Here is a 17824-nt window from a genome sequence, read left to right on the forward strand (position 1 = left end):
GCAGGCAATGAAAAGCCCGGGATCATCCCGGGCTTTTTTTGTGCATTTTTTATCCGCAAACCTAGAGGCGGCGCAGGCACCACATGAAGTAAGCGCCCCCTAACAAGGTGGAGACCAGCCCGACCGGCACCTCCTGCGGGAACAGGATCTGCTGGCCGACCCAGTCCGCCAACACCATGAGCAGGGCCCCGCATCCCGCCGCTCCGAGCAGGTGCCAGCGCGCACGCACCAACCCCATCAGCTTGGCCATGTGGGGGGCCAGCAAACCGGCGAAGGAGAGCGGGCCTATCACCATGGTCGCACTGGCGGTGAGCACGGCCACCAGCAGCAGTATGATGAGCTGGGCGCGGTTGAGACGAATGCCGAGCGCAGTCGCCACCGCCGGCCCCATGGGCATCAGATCGAGCCAGCGGCTCACCAGCAGGCAGGCCGCCAGCATCAGCAGCGCCAGACCGGTCAGGCCATAGGCCACCGGCGGGGTGACGTAATAGGTTGAGCCGGACATCCAGGAGAGCAACTGCTGCACCCGCAGGTCGCCGTTGGCCAGGGCGATGGCCTGCAGCGGCTCGAACAGCGCCGTGATGGCGATGCCGGAGAGCAGGATCCGCTCCGGCTGGAAGCCGTTTTTGCGGTTGATCAGCACCAGCAGCAGCAGGCAGACGAAGGCTCCCAGCACGCCCCCCAGCAACATCAGGGGCAGCGGCAAGGCAGGCAGCAGCAAGGCCGTCGCTATCACCCCCATAAAGGTACCGCCGCTCACCCCCAGCAGCTCCGGGCTCGCCATGGGGTTGTTGCTGACCCGCTGCAACAGGGTGCCCGCCAGCGCTAGCAGCACGCCAGCCGCCCCAGCCGCCAACGCGCGCGGCAGGCGCCACTCCAGCTGGGCTTGCCACCTGAACCAGCTCGGCCAATGCCAGCCATCCATCCCCTGCCCAAACAGCAGGGAGGCGATCACCGCCAATACCAGCCCCATCAACAGCAGGCCAATAAGGCGAACGGGTGCGCCATGGCGTGCCACCGTCAGGTCGCTGGCGGCCTTGGGGGCGCCAGACTTGAAGGCAAGCCGAGGGATAAGCCAGAGCAGCAGCGGAGCCCCCAGCAGGGCCGTCATGGCGCCGGTCGGGATCAGCACGGGCCAGAAGCGGGTCAGAGATTGCAGCAGCAGATCGGTGGCCGCCAGCAGCAGGGCGCCCAGCACGGGGGCCCACAGCAGGCGTAAACCGAGCTGCCTCACCCCCAGCATCCGCACCATCACAGGGGCCGCCAGCCCGATGAAGCCGATCAGCCCCACTACGCTCACCACGCAGGCGGTGATGAAGACCGCGAGGCCGAGGCCGGCGAAGCGCAGCTGCTTGAGGGAGACCCCCAGGCTACGAGCGCTGGCGTCATCCAGCTCCAACACCGCCAGGGGGCGAACCAGCAGCGCCGCCAGCACAACCGCCACCAGCAACCGTGGCAGCAGGTAGAGGACGCCGCTCCAGCTGTTCTGGGCCAGGGAACCGCTGCCCCACACCAGCAGGCCCTTGAGCTCCTCCTGGAAGAAGAGCAGCAGCCCCATGCTGATGGCCGCCAGATAGAGGTTGATCACCAGGCCGGCGAATACGATAACCACAGGGTTGAGCTGGCGACGCCAGGCCAGGGCAAACACTAGTGCCATCGCAAGGCTCCCCCCCGCCATGGCGATCCACTCGCGCCCGATCAGCAGCCAGGAGGGGGCGAACAGGGTCACCATCATCAGCGCCAGCTGGGCGCCGGAGGCCACCCCCAGCGTGGTGGGGGACGCGAGGGGATTGCGCAGCACCTGCTGCATCAGGGTGCCGGCTAGCCCGAGGGCGGCACCGGCCAGCAGGCAGACCACCAGCCGCGGCAGCCAGCTGAAGTGAATGACCGCCTGGCGGGCGTCGTCCAGATTGGGCGAGAAGATGGCCTGCCACCAGGGCGCATCCGGCAACTGATGGGCCAGATCCCAACCGGCCAGCACGCCGGTAAGCAGCAGCAGGCAGAGGCCGGGGCGCAGCAGAGAGGCGGGAAGAAGGTGATTCATCGGGTGCCCCCCTTGGTGTTCACATGGGTTGCCGGATCGGAGGGTGACGCCTCTCGCAGGGCCTCACTCAACAGGTCGGCGAAGCGGCGGGCGGCCAATATGCCGCCGAAACTCCAGACGGCGGGCAGATGGAGCACCTTGCCCTGCTTCACCAGCGGTAGATGCTGCCAGAGCCCGGGCTCCTGCAGCCGCTCGCTCACCCCGACCGGGACAGGATCCACCACCACCAGTCGGGCCTCAGGCAGGGTAAGGAATTGTTCCAGACTGACCACAGAGAACCCCCAGGCATTGGTCTCCCCCTGCCAGGCGTTGTGCAGGCCGAGCCGCGCCATCACTGCCTCGAACAGGCTGTGGCGACCGAATACCCGCACGTGGCGCTCGTCGATAAACTGCACCAGCAACAAGGGTGGCAGCTCCGCCGGCAAGCTTGTCTTCATCCGGGCCAGATCCCTGTCCAGTACGGTGAGCTGGCGCTCGGCCTCGGCGGTTCTGTTCACCAGCGCGGCTATGGTCAGGGTCGCCTCGCGCAGCCGCTGCCACAGATCCGCATCGGGTTCATAGAGGGCGATGGATTGCACCGGGGCGATGCGGGACAGGGTAGGCTCCAGCGACGCCATCAGCGGGGAGATGAGGATGAGGTCGGGCTTGAGCTCGGCCAGCAGCTCGCGGTTAGGCTGCATCCGCAGGCCGATATCCACTACATCCACCGGCAGTGTCGGCTCCCCGACCCAGGCGCGATAGGACTCCACATCCCCCATGGCCAGCGGTGTCACGCCGAGGGCCAGCAGGGTTTCGGCTATGGTCCAGTCCACGGTGGCGATACGCGGAACCGTACCGTCGGCAACAGGGGCTACGGGCTGCGTCTCGGCCTGCGTCGCCAGCGACAGCAGCAGGCTGACGAGGCAGGGGACAATTTTAAGTAGACGATTCAAGAGAGGACCCCGGCTAGACGATGGCGATGGCATGGTCATGGGCCGGATGGCGAATGACCTCCATCGGGATGCCATGGTGCATGGAGTGCAGGGTCTCGCCAGTCTGCAGTGATATGGGTACAAATAAACGCATCGGGATAACAAACCTTGTCTAAACGATGGCGATGGCATGGTCATGGGCCGGATGGCGAATGACCTCCATCGGGATGCCATAGATGGCGTGCAGGGTCTCGCCAGTCATGATCTGTTCGGGCTCACCGTGGGTCAGCAGACGACCGCCGTGCAGTGCCACCAGCCGATCGCAGAAGCGGGACGCCATGTTGATGTCGTGAATGACGATGACGACCCCGAGGTTGAGCTGGCGACTGAGCTGCCTGACGAGGGTGAGCACCTCCACCTGATGAGCCACGTCCAGGGCGGCCAGCGGCTCGTCCAGCAGGATGAAGCGGCTCTCCTGGGCCAGCAGCATGGCCAGCCAGACCCGCCCCCGCTCGCCGCCGGAGAGGGTATCCACCAGCCGGTCGGCAAACCCCTCGGTATGGGTCAGCGCGATGGCCTTGTCGACCTGGCGGTGATCTTCCGCCCCCATGCGGCCCAGCAGGCCGCGCCAGGGATAGCGCCCCATCTCCACCAGCTCGCGGCCAAGCAGGTTCTCGGCGCTCGGCAGGTGCTGGGGCAGATAGGCCACCTGACGGGCGAAGTCCCGGTTGCCCCACGCCTGCAGCGGCTTGTCATCGAACAGTATCTCCCCATCACTCAGGGGTTGCTGGCGTGCCAGCAGCTTGAGCAGGGTGGATTTGCCCGAGCCGTTGTGGCCGATAAGGCCATAGACCCGGCCCTGCTCGAAACGCAGGCTGGTGGGTTGCAGCAGGGTGCGGTCGTTGACCGCGAAGCTGGCGGCTTTCATCTCAAACATGATCTGCTCCTGTGCCGGCTCTGTGCTCGACGCTCGGGTCGGTGAGCGCCATGGCTCGGCGAGCGTTCACCATAAAACCGGCAGATTTCCTCTCAAACATGATTCATTCCTGTGCTGAAAGGGGTTGGCGCTCGCCTCCCCCTTGCGGCCGGTATCAGACCGGCACCTCGCTATCCAGATGGGCGACCGCATCCCGGCTCACCTGCTCGCGCCGCTCGCCGGTCAGCTCGGTGAGCTGGCCCTGACGCATCTCCAGCAGGCGGTCCGCCAGGGAGAAATAGAGATCGTCATGGCTGATGGCGATCACCGTCTTTCCCATCTCCTTGAGGCGTGGCAACAGCACCTGATAGAAGATGCGGCGGAACTGGGGATCCTGATCCGCCGCCCACTCGTCAAACAGCATCACCTCGCGCTGCTCCGCCAGTGCCAGCAGCAGGGCGACTCGCTTGCGCTGCCCCTGGGAGAGATCGATGTTGGCAATGAAGCCCTCCTCGATGGCAAGCTTGCTGCCCATCTGCAGCCGCTCCAGCCACTCGGCCACCAGGGCCTCTTTCGGCTCGGGCCCCAGCAGGTGCTGGAACAGGTGATAGTCGGTGAAGATGGCGGAGAAGAGCGCCAGGTAGGCGTTGCGATCGGCAATGGGTTCACCATCCAGCAGGATCCGGCCAGAGACCGGCTGATAGAGCCCGGTCAGCAGCATGGCCAGGGTCGACTTGCCGGAGCCGTTGCCGCCAATGATGAAGATCTGCTCCCCACGCTCAATGGTCAGATTGATGGGCCCCACGGCGAAACCGCCCTCCCCCTGATAGTGAAAGCTCACCTCCTCCAGCTCGATGCGTTGCCAGGCACTGGGGGCCGGCGGCAGCGGGAACGCGGGCTCCGGCTCGGCCAGATTCAGGGTCGCTATCTTGTCGAACGCCACCTGGGCCGAGATCAGGGTCGGCAGGGCGCCAATGCCCTGCAGCAGCGGGGTACGCAGGAACAGCAGGGTCAGGGCGAAGGTGGCCGCCACATTGGTGTTGGCCCAGCCGAGGCCATTGGCCAGGAAGAAGACCAGGCCTATGGCCCCCAGCATCATGATGTTCGACCAGTTCACCGCGCTCAGGTGATAGGTATCGGCGCGGATGATCTCCCGGCGGTAATCCCGGGCGTTCTGCTCATAGAGCTGGTGATAGACGAAGTGGGCACGCTCGCGATTGAGCGCCAGCTCCTTGCTGCCCGCGATGATGGACTGGTAGTTCTGGTAGAGCCTGTCTTCGGCCTGACGCATCCGGGCCAGGTGGCGATAGACCCGGTTCACCAGCAGCCAGCCCACCACCATGGTCACGGTGACCCAGAGGGCGGTAACACCGAGCAGGGCGGGAGAGAGCAAGCCGAGGTAGATGATGGAACCCAGAGTGAGCACCAGCCCCTGCACCAGCTCCGGCAGGCGCACGAAGGCGATGGTGATCTGGCCTATATCGCTGGAGAGGGAGGCCAGCAGCGGCCCCTGCCCTATCTGACGAATGCGGGCGACGTCGGTGTCCAGCAGTTGCTTGAGCAGGCGGCCGCGCAACCGGTAGACGAAATGATGACCGAGGGTGGTCAGGGCCAGCTGAGAGCCGAGCGTGATCACCAGCAGCAAAAAGATAAGACCGACAAGCTGACCCAGGATCGGCAACGGATCGCCAACTGACTCGATAAGGTATTGGTTGATAAAGGCGATGACACCTATCCCGCTGACAGCACTGAGCAGGCTGAGCAGGGTAATGGCGATGAAGGGCCAACGGTATTGGCGGTAAACCAGTGACAAGAGTTCCATGACAGGCCTGTGTACAAAAAGAAGGAGGGCGGGAGCTTGAGGCTCCCGCCCGGCCTGTATTTTACCAGCGGTAGTTGACTGAGCCGACTATGCTGCGCGGCTCACCGTAGTAGCAGTAGTAGTCACAGCTCGCTACATAGGTGTCGTTCAGCAGGTTGTTGACGTTGACCTGGGCACGCCAGTTCTTGGCAAAGTCATACCCGATCATCGCATCCCACACCGTCTGGGCCGGCACCTGGGCCGAACCGTAGATGGGGGTGTAGTCCGCATTCACGGCACCTATGCCGATGCTGGAGCCGATGTAACGCACCCCGGTGCCCACTTCCAGCCCGGAGACAGGACCCTGCTGCACCTTGTAGTTGCCCCAGAAGGAGGCCTGGTGACGCGGGATCAGGCTGGCCTGGCGATCACCGTTGCCGGTGTCGTTGGTCTTGGCATCGGTGTAGGTATAAGCAGCGGTCAGACGCAGCGCCTCTGTGGCCTGCACGCTCCCTTCCAGTTCGATCCCCTGGGAGGTCACTTCACCAGCCTGGGTCTGCTGGCCGGATCCTGTAGAGACGAGCGAGTTGGTCTGTTCCAGATCGAACAGCGCCAGGTTGATGTAGCCATCGAGGAAGCTGGGGGCGTACTTGATGCCGGTCTCATACAGCTTGCCTTCCAGCGGTTTGTAGGAGTTCTTGGTGTTCGGGTCTATGCCAGGCAGCACTTCGAACGACTCCGCATAGGCGAAGTACGGGGAGAGGCCGTTGTCGGCCAGGTACATCAGGCTGCCGGAGAGCGAGAGGTTGTCGTCATACTGCTTCTCGTTCTTGCTGGTGGCTTCGCTGATGTTGTGGGTCTCCACATAGTCGAAGCGGCCGCCTGCGGTCAGCAACCAGCGATCGTCCCAGCGGATCTGATGCTGGGCGTAGAGGCCGCTCTGACCCTTGGTGTTCTTCTGATAGGTGGCGGTGGACTCGTCGAAGCCGGGGAAGCCGCTGTAATCCGGGTTCATGGTGTCGATGGACCCCATGCCGTAGTTGTCGGCCTCGACCCCTTCGTTCACGTGGCGCTGCAGATCTATCCCCATCAACAGGGTCTGCTCGGTGCTGTCCGTGTTCCAGTAACCCACCAGCTGGTTGTCCATGGTGGCACTCTTGGTGTCGCCGTCACGGTAGACCAGGCCGCGGTAGGCGGTGGTGCCTTCATAGGTCGGGAAGATATAGGTCTGGCGCAGCAGCAGATCGTTGTAGTTGAAGCGGACGTTCTGCTTGAACTCCCAGGTCTGGTTGAACTGGTGGGCCAGCTCGTAACCGGTAGATATCTGGGTGTTGCGGTTGCGATCATAATCCGGCTGACTCAGGTTGGTGGCGGGATCGATCTGGCCGCCCTCGGTATTGAGGGTGCCATAGACGGGGAAGAAGCCGTTGGTGGGCACTCCTTCGTCATGGAGGAAGCTGGCCAGCAGGGTGAGACTGGTGCGATCCGAGATGTCCAGGGTCACGCTCGGCGCCAGGTAGGCGCGCTCGTTGTAGGTGCCATCCAGCACGCCGTCGCGCTCTTTATAGAGTGCAACCATGCGATAGCGGCTGTCGTCGGTCAGATCGTCGGAGAAATCGACCCCGACCTGACGCAGATCCCGGTTCCCCAGTTGCAGATTGACCAGGCCTTGCGGGGTCGCGGTGGGGCGCTTGCTGATGGAGTTGATCACGCCGCCGGGAGGTGCCTCGCCGTAGAGGATGGAGGCCGGGCCCTTGAGCAGCTCCACGCTTTCCAGACCAAATGGCTCCGGGGTCCAGACATAGTAACCGGTGCCGAACAGGCGGTTGCCATCAAGGTACTGGGCGGCATCGAAGCCACGCACCTTGAACCAGTCGGTGTTGTTGTCGGAGCCATAGAAACCGGTGAGCACGCCGGAGCGGTAGCGCACGGACTCGTCGAGCTGCTGCACGGCGTGCTGATCCAGCTCCTCGCGGTTGACCACGGAGACGGCACGAGGGGTCTCGGCCATGGGCACCTCGACCTTCATGGCGGTGCCGGTGACCACCATGGTTTCAGCCGCCTTGGGCAGCTCTTTATCCGCTTGTTCAGCAGCCAGCACAGGCAGGCTCGCCAGCAGGCAGGAGAGCGGCAACAGCTGGGCCCCCCTCTTTCGCATCACTGCATTCTGGGTATTTTTTTGCGCAATCATATAAGTGTCTCAAATATCAATGAGTTATATTTTGGTTTCTTATTATGGGTGCCCAATGCGGCCGGTCTGCCCGACTCCTTAGGCGAATAAAGCGGCACAATGCTACTACAAGAGCCATGATCGAATCGATTCAATAATTGCTAATCATTTGCATCTCTATTGTTACCTGCTGTATCAACGGACGACTTTTCCGGTAGAAAGACTCATTCAGGAGGGTGATCAAAAGAAGGGAACACAGAGGAAGATGAAAAAAGATGGCGAGGGCGGCCTCTGCCATAAAAATCGTGAAGGATCCTTATCCCCAAGCTTTATCCATATTTATCCACATCCTTTGGCGGTAGAATCCCGGCTCTCCATTTCTTTCGATGACATCAGGATCCATTCCATGGCCAAACTCAATCTTGTCGTCGGCTCCATGCTGGGCGCCGCCGAATATGTCGCAGATCATGTCGCCAGCCTGCTGGAACAGGCGGGCCACCAGACCCGGATCCACAACCCGGCCAGCCTGGCCGAGGTGCTGGCGGAGCCGGATGCCATCCTGCTGGTGATCACTTCCACCCACGGTGCCGGCGACGTGCCCGACAATCTTCAGCCCTTCGCCAAGGATCTTGCCGACCAGCATCCTGATCTCAACGCCTTGAAATATGGGGTGATCGGGCTTGGTGACCGCAGTTATGACACCTTCTGCCAGGGTGGCAAGACGCTGGATCGGCTGCTGGCTGAGTGTGGCGCCAGCCGGATCGGGGATCGTCTGGAGATAGACGTGACTCAGCATGAGATCCCGGAAGATGCCGCCGAAGCCTGGATCCATGACTGGATGCAGATGATCGCCTGATCAGGACCCGGGAGATCCGGTAAAAAAACCTCGATCTCCCCGCTTGTCCACAAATTCCTATCCACCAGGTTATTAACAGATAGATCCGGGAGAGTTGTTCTACACGGTTACCCACAACGCCCAGGGGTAATGTGCATAACTATAGTGTTAAGCTCTGTAAAACCTATAGTTATCCATGTATGAGATCTTATCCAGTTCTGGTCTGTGTATAAAACCACTGGTTATCCCCCCGTTCACGGCCCTGGGATCCAAGCTTTTCCACAAGCTGGGATCGTCTTTAAACGGATGATCTTTATGATCAAAAAGGGCTTATCAACAGAAATCGTGGATCCTAATAAAAGATCCAGTAAAAGATCGATCTAAAGATCCTTAAGATCTACTAACGGATCCTGCATCCATACTGATCCTGAAGTAGACGTTCCCCTCAAGAGGCGAAACGGATAGAATGATCCGCCCTTCAGCCCAGGCAAATAAAGATCTTCAGGCGTGCAGATCAAGGTGATCCCCAATGCAATACCATGAACAATTTGATGTGATCGTCGTCGGTGGCGGTCATGCAGGAACCGAAGCAGCAACAGCGGCCGCCCGTATGGGTCTGAATACCCTGTTGCTGACCCACAACATCGATACGCTGGGACACATGTCCTGTAATCCGGCGATCGGCGGGATCGGCAAGGGACACCTGGTCAAGGAAGTGGATGCCCTGGGCGGGATCATGGCGCAGGCCATCGATCTTGGCGGGATCCAGTTCCGTACCCTCAACTCCTCCAAAGGGCCCGCGGTGCGAGCCACCCGTGCCCAGGCGGATCGCCTGCTCTACAAGGCCGTGGTGCGCCAGACCCTGGAGAATTACCCGAATCTGAAGATCTTCCAGCAAGCCTGTGACGATCTCGTCATGGACGGTGATCGCGTCGCCGGCGTGGTCACCCAGAGCGGGATCCGCATCAGTGGCAAGACGGTGGTGCTGACAGTCGGCACCTTCCTGAACGGTCTGATCCACATCGGGATGGAAAACTACAAGGGCGGCCGCGCCGGGGATCCTCCCTCGATCGCCCTGGCGCAGCGTCTGCGTGAGCTGCCGCTGCGCATCGATCGGCTCAAGACTGGCACACCGCCACGCATCGATGCCCGTACCGTCGATCTCTCCGTGATGCAGCAGCAGCACGGTGACGATCCTCGTCCCGTCTTCTCGTTCATCGGCAACGCCAGTCAGCACCCGCGTCAGGTGCCCTGCTACGTTACCCACACCAACGAGAAGACCCACGAGGTGATCCGCAACAACCTGGATCGCAGCCCCATGTATGCCGGGGTGATCGAGGGGATAGGCCCCCGTTACTGCCCGTCGATCGAGGACAAGATCACCCGCTTCGCCGACAAGACGGCGCACCAGATCTTCGTCGAGCCGGAAGGCCTGACCACCCACGAACTCTACCCGAACGGGATCTCCACCAGCCTGCCGTTCGACGTACAGGTGCAGATCGTCCGTTCGATCCGTGGCTTCGAGAATGCCCACATCACCCGCCCCGGCTACGCCATCGAATACGACTTCTTCGATCCGCGAGATCTCAAGGCCAACATGGAGAGCAAATGCATTCCAAACCTCTTCTTCGCCGGCCAGATCAACGGCACTACAGGCTATGAAGAGGCGGCCGCCCAGGGGCTGATGGCCGGTCTGAACGCCGGTCTGCGAGCCCAGGGCAAGGACGCCTGGCATCCCCGCCGGGATCAGGCCTACATGGGTGTGATGATGGACGATCTCTCCACCCTGGGTACTCGCGAGCCCTACCGCATGTTCACCAGCCGCGCCGAATACCGTCTGCTGCTGCGAGAAGACAACGCCGATCTGCGCCTGACAGCCATAGGTCGCGAGCTCGGCCTGGTGGATGACCATCGCTGGAGCCTGTTCAACACCAAGATGGAGCAGGTGGAGCAGGAGCGTCAGCGCATGCGTTCAACCTGGATCCACCCGCAGCACCCGTCGCTGGAGGCAGTCAACGCTCTGGTGAACACGCCCCTGACCCGGGAGCAGAGTCTGGAAGAGCTGCTGCGTCGCCCCGAGGTGACCTACGATGCCCTGATGGCCATTGAAGGGGTCGGCCCGGCGCTGGAAGACGCGGCCGCGGCGGATCAGGTGGAGATCCAGATCAAGTACGCCGGCTACATCGAGCGCCAGCACGACGAGGTGGAGAAGCAACTGCGCAACGAGAATACCCTGTTGCCGCTGGACATGAACTACCGCGACGTGAACGGTCTCTCCAACGAGGTGATCGCCAAGCTGAACGATGCCAAGCCGCAGACCATAGGTCAGGCCTCCCGCATCTCCGGCATCACCCCGGCGGCCATCTCCATCCTGCTGGTTCACCTGAAGAAACACGGCCTGCTGCGTAAAACCGCCTGAGGAATTCCCCGTTGGAAAACATGCTGGAAAGATTGAACGGCCTGCTCATGCAGGCCGGTATTGTTATCACCGATATCCAAAAGACCCAGTTGGTGCAGTTGGTTGAGTTGCTGCACAAGTGGAACAAGGCTTACAATCTCACCTCGGTGCGAGATCCGGACGCCATGCTGGTCAAGCACATCCTCGACAGCCTGGTGGTGAGCCCTCACCTGCACGGTGAGCGTTTCATCGATGTGGGCACAGGCCCCGGCCTGCCCGGCCTGCCATTGGCGATCATCAATCCGGACAAGCAGTTCGTGTTGCTGGACAGCCTGGGCAAGCGGATCAACTTCATCCGCCAGGTGATCCAGGAGCTGGGGTTGACCAACGTGACACCCGTCAAATCCCGGGTGGAAGAGTATCAACCCGAAGTGGGCTTCGATGGTGTACTCAGCCGGGCCTTCGCCTCGCTGGAGGACATGCTGAGCTGGTGTCACCATCTGCCGTCACCCGAAGGGAGCTTCCTTGCGCTCAAGGGACAATACCCCGAGCAGGAACTGGCACAGTTGCCTGCCAGCATTCGCCTGGTTGCCGCCCATCAATTGGTGGTGCCGGAGCTGGAAGGTGAGCGTCATCTGCTGGAATTCAAACATATCCAGCCCGAATAGGGTCGCAGTTTCATTTAGGGGACAGTGTGGGAAAAGTCATTGCCATAGCCAACCAGAAGGGTGGAGTGGGTAAAACCACCACCTGTGTGAATCTGGCCGCCTCCCTGGCCGCTACCCGGCGCAAGGTGCTGGTGATCGATCTGGATCCGCAGGGCAATGCCACCATGGGCAGCGGCGTCGACAAGTACGAAGTTGAACGCACCGCCTATGAACTGCTAATCGACGATGCACCCATCAACGAGGTGATCATCCCCGAAACCTCGGGTGGCTATCACCTCATCGCCGCCAACGCCGACGTGACCGCGGCCGAAATTCGGCTGATGGAATTCTTCGCCCGCGAGATCCGCCTGCGCAACGCCCTTGCCTCGGTACGGGACAAATACGACTACGTCTTCATCGACTGCCCGCCTTCTCTCAACATGCTGACCGTCAACGCCATGGCCGCTGCCGATTCCGTGCTGGTGCCCATGCAGTGTGAGTATTACGCGCTGGAGGGGCTCACCGCCCTGGTAGACACCATCAGCAAGCTGGCGGCCGTCGTCAACCCGGAGCTGAAGATCGAGGGGGTGCTGCGCACCATGTTCGATCATCGCAACCGGCTGGCCAATGATGTGTCCGATCAGCTGAAACAGCATTTCGGGGACAAGGTCTATCGCACCATCATCCCCCGCAACGTTAGACTGGCGGAGGCGCCGAGCTTCGGTGCCCCGGCCATGCACTATGACAAATCATCGGTGGGGGCCAAGGCCTATCTGGCCTTGGCTGGCGAGATCCTGCGTCGTCAGGAGCAGGAGTCTCAGCCGATCACCGCAGACCGAGAGAGCATATGACGCCGAAGAAACGTGGGCTGGGCAAGGGGTTGGACGCCCTGCTCAGCACCAGCACGGCCGCCCGCCAGAAACAGGTGATGAGCGACCAGCGTACCGAGCAGGCCATGGCGCCCACCAACCAGGGCGAGCTGCGCAAGCTGCCGCTGGAGTGGCTGCAGTCCGGCAAATATCAGCCACGCAAGGACATGTCCCAGGATGCGCTGGAAGACCTGGCCAACTCGATACGGGCGCAAGGCGTGATTCAGCCAATAGTGGTACGCTCCATCGGCGAGAATCGCTTCGAAATCATCGCCGGTGAACGGCGCTGGCGCGCGTCCCAGCTGGCCCGGCTCGAGGTGGTGCCCTGCCTGGTCAAGGACGTGCCCGACGAGGCTGCGGTGGCCATCGCGCTGATTGAGAATATCCAGCGCGAGGATCTCAACGCCATCGAAGAGGCGGTGGCCCTGCAGCGACTGCTGACCGAGTTCGAGCTGACCCACCAGCAGGTGGCCGAAGCGGTGGGCAAGTCCCGCACCACGGTGACCAACCTGCTGCGCCTCAATCAACTCAACGAGGACGTGAAGCGCTTCGTCGAGCACGGGGATCTCGACATGGGTCACGCCCGGGCCCTGCTGGCCCTGAGCGGCCCAGCCCAGTCCGAACTGGCCAAGCTGGTTGCCCAGAAGGGGCTGACGGTGCGAGATACCGAGAAACTGGTGCAGAAAACGCTGGAACCGGCAAAAACCAAGGTCGAACCCGTCCGTGATCCCCAGTTTGGTTACCTCGAGCGCCAGATTTCAGAAAAAATTGGCAATCAGGTACAGCTTCAGCCGGGCAAGAAGGATAGCGGCAAGTTAGTAATAAGTTACGATAACTTGGCAGATTTGGACCGGGTATTGGGCTATTTTGGTCTGTCAGAATCGTGATTTTTACGCTTTTTGTAGTAATAAAACATCCATTCCTTTCGATATGAACATAACCTTAATTTCGCGCGGAAAGCCGCAAAAATTAAGGATTTTTGCCATGTTGCAATAGCCGTCTTCACGGGTATAATTTGACCGGCTTTTCGAGCTGTGAACCTGGGGTCTTCGGATCCCGATTTTTTACAGTTCTGTAATGTTCAGGGGTAGGTTGGTGAAACAGAAAGTAGCCTTGGAAGGTTTGACGCTGGCCTTGGCTATGCTCGTTTGTCAGCTCGTCCTGATCCTGGCGATCAGTTCCGTCTGGTTTTATCAGACCGGGGCGTTTGCCGGACGTTCTTCCTTCTTTGGGGGAGGAATGTACTGGGTTCCTCAAGCCCTGTTCACACTCTGGGTTCTGCGCCGCAAGGTGACGAAAGAGAGCGTGGGCCTGGTCTTGCGGGACTTTTATGGTGGGGCAGGGATTAAGCTCATTACTACAACAGGACTTTTCGCCCTGATGTTTGGCTCCGGGATCGAGGTCGACACCGTCTCGTTCTTCGCCACTTATATCCTCGCCCTCGTTGTACAGTGGATAGTTTCATTCACGCTTAACAACCACTATTAGGAAAACTCATGTCTGCAACCGGAGAAGTCCTGACTCCTCAGGGATATATCTCCCACCACCTGACCCACCTGCAAGTCGGGTCCGGGTTCTGGACGGTGAATATCGATTCCATGATATTTTCCGTCTTGCTAGGCGCCCTGTTTATCTGGTCGTTCCGCCGCGTAGCCGTCAAGGCCACCAGCGGTGTGCCCGGTAAGCTGCAGTGCTTTGTGGAGATGCTGGTCGAGTTTGTGAATGGTAACGTCAAAGACATCTTCCATGGTCGGAACCCGGTCATCGCACCGCTGGGACTGACAGTGTTTGTCTGGATCTTCCTGATGAACTTCATGGATTTGATCCCCGTTGACTTTATCCCTCACGCTGCACAGTTGATGGGTGTTCCCTATCTGCGTGTGGTTCCCTCTGCTGACGTTAACATCACCATGTCCATGGCTTTGGGCGTGTTCTTCTTGATCCTGTACTACAGCATCAAGGTCAAGGGTATCAGCGGATTTGTGAAGGAGCTGACGCTTCAGCCTTTCAACCATCCCGCTGCCATCCCGGTTAACTTCATCCTTGAAACCGTCACGTTGATTTCCAAGCCTGTTTCATTGGGTCTGCGACTGTTCGGCAACATGTATGCTGGCGAACTGATCTTTATCCTGATTGCGGGTTTGTTACCCTGGTGGTCACAGTGGATCCTGTCCGTGCCTTGGGCAATTTTCCACATCCTGATCATCACTTTGCAGGCGTTTATCTTCATGGTTCTGACCATCGTCTATCTGTCGATGGCGCAAGAAGACCATGGTTGATGCAACTCAAATAATCCTTTTTATACAATCAATTACATCTAAATAAATGGAGATCCTCATGGAAAACTTGAACATGGACCTGCTGTACATCGCTGCTGCAATGATGATGGGTCTGGCGGCTATCGGCGCCTCCATCGGTATCGGTATCCTGGGTGGCAAGTTCCTGGAAGGTGCTGCTCGTCAACCGGACCTGATCCCTGTTCTGCGTACCCAGTTCTTCATCGTCATGGGTCTGGTGGATGCGATCCCGATGATCGCCGTTGGTCTGGGTCTGTATGTGATGTTTGCGGTTGCTGGCTAAGTCTCTACGACTCCCCAGGCATAACCCATTAACTAACTTAAGAGGACATAGGCTGTGAATATCAACGCCACCCTCCTCGGCCAAGCAATTGCTTTTTTCTTCTTCGTAGTGTTTTGCATGAAGTACGTATGGCCGCCGTTGATCGCTGCCATCGAAGCCCGTCAGAAAGAAATTGCTGATGGTCTCTCTTCTGCCGAGCGTGCCAAGAAAGATCTGGATTTGGCCAAGGCCAACGCCACCGATCAGCTGAAAGAAGCCAAGCACCAGGCTGCCGAAATCATCGATCAAGCCAACAAACGCAAGGCCCAGATCATTGATGAAGCCGCTGTCGGAGCTCAAGCAGAGCGGGAAAAAATCCTGGCTCAGGGCCGTGCAGAGATCGAAGCTGAACGTCATCGTGCCAAAGAAGAACTGCGCAAGCAGGTTGCTGCTCTTGCCATCGCGGGTGCAGAGAAGATCCTGGCACGCCAAATCGACCAGGCTGCCAACAGCGACATCGTCGACAAACTGGTAGCAGAACTGTAACGGGAACGGGGCTATGTCTGAACTGACTACAATCGCTCGCCCCTACGCCAAGGCTGCTTTCGAGTTTGCCGTTGAGCACAAGGCGGTTGACCAATGGCTGGAGATGCTCGGTTTCGCCGCACAAGTGGCCGAGAACGAGACCATCCATAACCTGGTAAACGGCTCCGTGGCCGCCGAAGAACTGGCAAACCTGTTTGTCGGTGTCTGCGGTGAGCAGCTCAACGAGCATGGTCAGAACCTGATCCGGGTGATGGCTGAGAATGGTCGCTTGGGTGTGCTGCCGGCTGTCGTTGCTGAATATGTCGCGCTCAAGGCTGAACTGGACAAAGAAGTTCAGGCTGACGTGATTTCGGCGATCGAACTGACCGACCAGCAGAAGGCCGCTATTCAGGCTTCTCTGGAACAACGTCTCGCGCGCAAAGTGAAGCTGAATTGCAGCACAGATGCGTCCTTGATGGCCGGGGTGCTCATCAAGGCCGGTGATCTGGTTATCGACGGCACGGTCCGCGGTAAGCTGGATCGCATGGCCGACGCGCTGCAATCTTGATTGGGGTATTAGAGCATGCAACTGAATTCCACTGAAATCGCCGAGCTGATCAAGCAGCGCATTGCGCAGTTTGATGTCAAAAGCGAAGCGCGTAACGAAGGTACCATCGTCTCTGTGAGCGACGGTATCATTCGTATCCACGGTCTGGCCGATGCCATGCAGGGTGAAATGATCGAGCTGCCGGGTAACCGCTTTGCTCTGGCATTGAACCTGGAGCGTGACTCCGTTGGTGCCGTTGTCATGGGTCCCTATGCCAACCTGGCTGAAGGGATGAAAGTAAAAGGTACCGGCCGTATTCTGGAAGTGCCGGTCGGTCGTGGTCTGTTGGGCCGGGTGGTCAACACCCTGGGTCAGCCGATCGACGGTAAGGGTCCGGTAGACAACGACGGCTACTCGCCGATCGAAGTCATTGCCCCGGGCGTTATCGAGCGTAAGTCTGTTGACCAGCCAGTCCAGACCGGTCTGAAAGCCATCGATGCCATGATCCCTATCGGTCGTGGCCAGCGTGAGCTGATCATCGGTGACCGTCAGGTTGGTAAGACCGCCATCGCGATCGACACCATCATCAACCAGAAAGACTCCGGCATTAAGTGCGTCTACGTTGCGATTGGCCAGAAGGCCTCTACCATCGCCAACGTGGTGCGCAAGCTGGAAGAGCACGGCGCCCTGGCCAACACCATAGTGGTTGTCGCCTCCGCCTCCGAAGCCGCTGCCCTGCAGTACCTGGCTCCTTATGCCGGTTGCTCCATGGGTGAGTACTTCCGTGACCGCGGTGAAGACGCGCTGATCATCTATGATGACCTGTCCAAGCAGGCCGTAGCTTATCGCCAGATCTCCCTGCTGCTGCGCCGTCCGCCAGGACGTGAAGCTTACCCGGGCGATGTCTTCTATCTGCACTCCCGTCTGCTGGAGCGTGCTTCCCGCGTCAACGTCGAGTACGTCGAGAAGTTCACCAAGGGTGCCGTGACTGGCCAGACCGGTTCTCTGACCGCGCTGCCGATCATCGAAACCCAGGCCGGCGACGTGTCTGCGTTCGTTCCGACCAACGTGATCTCCATCACCGATGGCCAGATCTTCCTGACCACTCAGCTGTTCAACTCCGGTATTCGTCCGGCGGTTGACCCGGGTATCTCCGTATCCCGTGTGGGCGGTGCCGCTCAGACCAAGATCGTCAAGAAGCTGTCCGGTGGTATCCGTACCGCGCTGGCCCAGTATCGTGAACTGGCGGCCTTCGCCCAGTTCTCTTCCGATCTGGACGATGCGACTCGCAAGCAGCTGGATCATGGTCAGAAAGTGACCGAGCTGATGAAGCAGAAGCAGTACTCTCCGATGAGCGTGGCTCACCAGTCTCTGGTGCTGTTCGCCGCCGAGAAGGGCTACCTCGCCGATGTCGAACTGAGCAAGATCGTCGACTTCGAAGCCGCTCTGCTCTCTTACGCCAATACCCAGCATGCTGAGCTGATGGCTGAAATCAATGCCAAGGCCGACTACAACGACGCGATCGTTGGCAAGCTGACTGCGTTGCTGGATAGCTTCAAGGCAACCCAGACCTGGTAAGCGTGTGTGGCAGCGCAAGCTGCC

The 17824-nt window shown here is 59.9% G+C and carries 16 protein-coding genes; 11 read left to right on the forward strand and 5 right to left on the reverse strand.

All coding sequences use genetic code 11. The annotated features are described in order from the left end of the window. Nucleotides 1-61: 61 nt before the first annotated feature. The 5 genes from fhuB to PG898_RS13590 all read right to left on the reverse strand — a co-directional run bounded on the left by fhuB (nucleotide 62) and on the right by PG898_RS13590 (nucleotide 7863). Nucleotides 62-2044: a Fe(3+)-hydroxamate ABC transporter permease FhuB gene (fhuB, locus tag PG898_RS13565; protein WP_270824372.1), complete on the reverse strand. Its 1983-nt coding sequence runs from the start codon at nucleotides 2042-2044 to the stop codon at nucleotides 62-64. After that, on the reverse strand, nucleotides 2041-2976 hold the full coding sequence (locus PG898_RS13570; RefSeq protein WP_396336606.1) for an ABC transporter substrate-binding protein: 936 nt from the start codon (nucleotides 2974-2976) through the stop codon (nucleotides 2041-2043). Before PG898_RS13570 ends, fhuB begins: the two co-directional genes overlap by 4 nt. 151 nt (nucleotides 2977-3127) lie before the next feature. After that, nucleotides 3128-3892, reverse strand: a complete 765-nt coding sequence (locus PG898_RS13580; protein WP_226170901.1) for an ATP-binding cassette domain-containing protein — start codon at nucleotides 3890-3892, stop codon at nucleotides 3128-3130. Between the two features lie 154 nt (nucleotides 3893-4046). Next, complete coding sequence (locus PG898_RS13585) at nucleotides 4047-5693, reverse strand: multidrug ABC transporter permease/ATP-binding protein (RefSeq protein ID WP_226170899.1); 1647 nt, start codon at nucleotides 5691-5693, stop codon at nucleotides 4047-4049. 61 nt (nucleotides 5694-5754) lie between these two features. Next, complete coding sequence (locus PG898_RS13590; protein ID WP_226170897.1) at nucleotides 5755-7863, reverse strand: TonB-dependent siderophore receptor; 2109 nt, start codon at nucleotides 7861-7863, stop codon at nucleotides 5755-5757. A 385-nt stretch (nucleotides 7864-8248) separates the two neighbouring features. Here PG898_RS13590 and mioC point away from each other — a divergent pair, with 385 nt between their 5' ends. From mioC to atpA, 11 genes are all read left to right on the forward strand, one after another. Continuing rightward, nucleotides 8249-8698 (forward strand): FMN-binding protein MioC, encoded by a 450-nt coding sequence (gene mioC / locus PG898_RS13595; RefSeq protein WP_025328874.1) that lies wholly within the window; start codon nucleotides 8249-8251, stop codon nucleotides 8696-8698. A 508-nt stretch (nucleotides 8699-9206) separates the two neighbouring features. Continuing rightward, the gene (gene mnmG / locus PG898_RS13600; protein WP_139437145.1) at nucleotides 9207-11096 is read left to right on the forward strand and encodes a tRNA uridine-5-carboxymethylaminomethyl(34) synthesis enzyme MnmG; all 1890 of its coding nucleotides are present in this window, start codon (nucleotides 9207-9209) and stop codon (nucleotides 11094-11096) included. A gap of 20 nt (nucleotides 11097-11116) precedes the next feature. Next, entirely contained in the window at nucleotides 11117-11743 is a 627-nt protein-coding gene (gene rsmG / locus PG898_RS13605) for a 16S rRNA (guanine(527)-N(7))-methyltransferase RsmG (RefSeq protein ID WP_043132411.1), read from the forward strand. A 26-nt stretch (nucleotides 11744-11769) separates the two neighbouring features. After that, nucleotides 11770-12573, forward strand: coding sequence for a ParA family protein (locus PG898_RS13610; RefSeq protein WP_043132402.1), 804 nt, complete (start codon nucleotides 11770-11772; stop codon nucleotides 12571-12573). Then, complete coding sequence (locus tag PG898_RS13615; protein WP_005326273.1) at nucleotides 12570-13478, forward strand: ParB/RepB/Spo0J family partition protein; 909 nt, start codon at nucleotides 12570-12572, stop codon at nucleotides 13476-13478. The genes PG898_RS13610 and PG898_RS13615 overlap by 4 nt, the downstream gene beginning before the upstream one ends. A 190-nt stretch (nucleotides 13479-13668) precedes the next feature. Next, a complete protein-coding gene (locus tag PG898_RS13620; protein ID WP_161507796.1) occupies nucleotides 13669-14079 on the forward strand; it encodes an ATP synthase subunit I in 411 nt (136 codons plus the stop codon). A gap of 8 nt (nucleotides 14080-14087) precedes the next feature. After that, nucleotides 14088-14870 carry a F0F1 ATP synthase subunit A gene (gene atpB / locus PG898_RS13625; RefSeq protein ID WP_025328868.1) on the forward strand — a complete coding sequence of 261 codons (783 nt, stop codon included), beginning with the start codon at nucleotides 14088-14090 and terminating at the stop codon, nucleotides 14868-14870. A 58-nt stretch (nucleotides 14871-14928) separates the two neighbouring features. Next, complete coding sequence (atpE, locus tag PG898_RS13630; RefSeq protein WP_005307205.1) at nucleotides 14929-15171, forward strand: F0F1 ATP synthase subunit C; 243 nt, start codon at nucleotides 14929-14931, stop codon at nucleotides 15169-15171. A gap of 54 nt (nucleotides 15172-15225) precedes the next feature. Further along, the gene (gene atpF / locus PG898_RS13635) at nucleotides 15226-15696 is read left to right on the forward strand and encodes a F0F1 ATP synthase subunit B (RefSeq protein ID WP_041206628.1); all 471 of its coding nucleotides are present in this window, start codon (nucleotides 15226-15228) and stop codon (nucleotides 15694-15696) included. Nucleotides 15697-15709: 13 nt separating this feature from the next. Further along, on the forward strand, nucleotides 15710-16243 hold the full coding sequence (gene atpH, locus PG898_RS13640) for a F0F1 ATP synthase subunit delta (RefSeq protein WP_043132405.1): 534 nt from the start codon (nucleotides 15710-15712) through the stop codon (nucleotides 16241-16243). A gap of 15 nt (nucleotides 16244-16258) precedes the next feature. Further along, on the forward strand, nucleotides 16259-17800 hold the full coding sequence (gene atpA, locus PG898_RS13645; RefSeq protein ID WP_005326253.1) for a F0F1 ATP synthase subunit alpha: 1542 nt from the start codon (nucleotides 16259-16261) through the stop codon (nucleotides 17798-17800). Nucleotides 17801-17824 lie beyond the last annotated feature (24 nt).

Origin of the sequence: Aeromonas sp. QDB31, assembly GCF_027707605.1 — a bacterium.
Taxonomy (GTDB): domain Bacteria; phylum Pseudomonadota; class Gammaproteobacteria; order Enterobacterales; family Aeromonadaceae; genus Aeromonas; species Aeromonas media.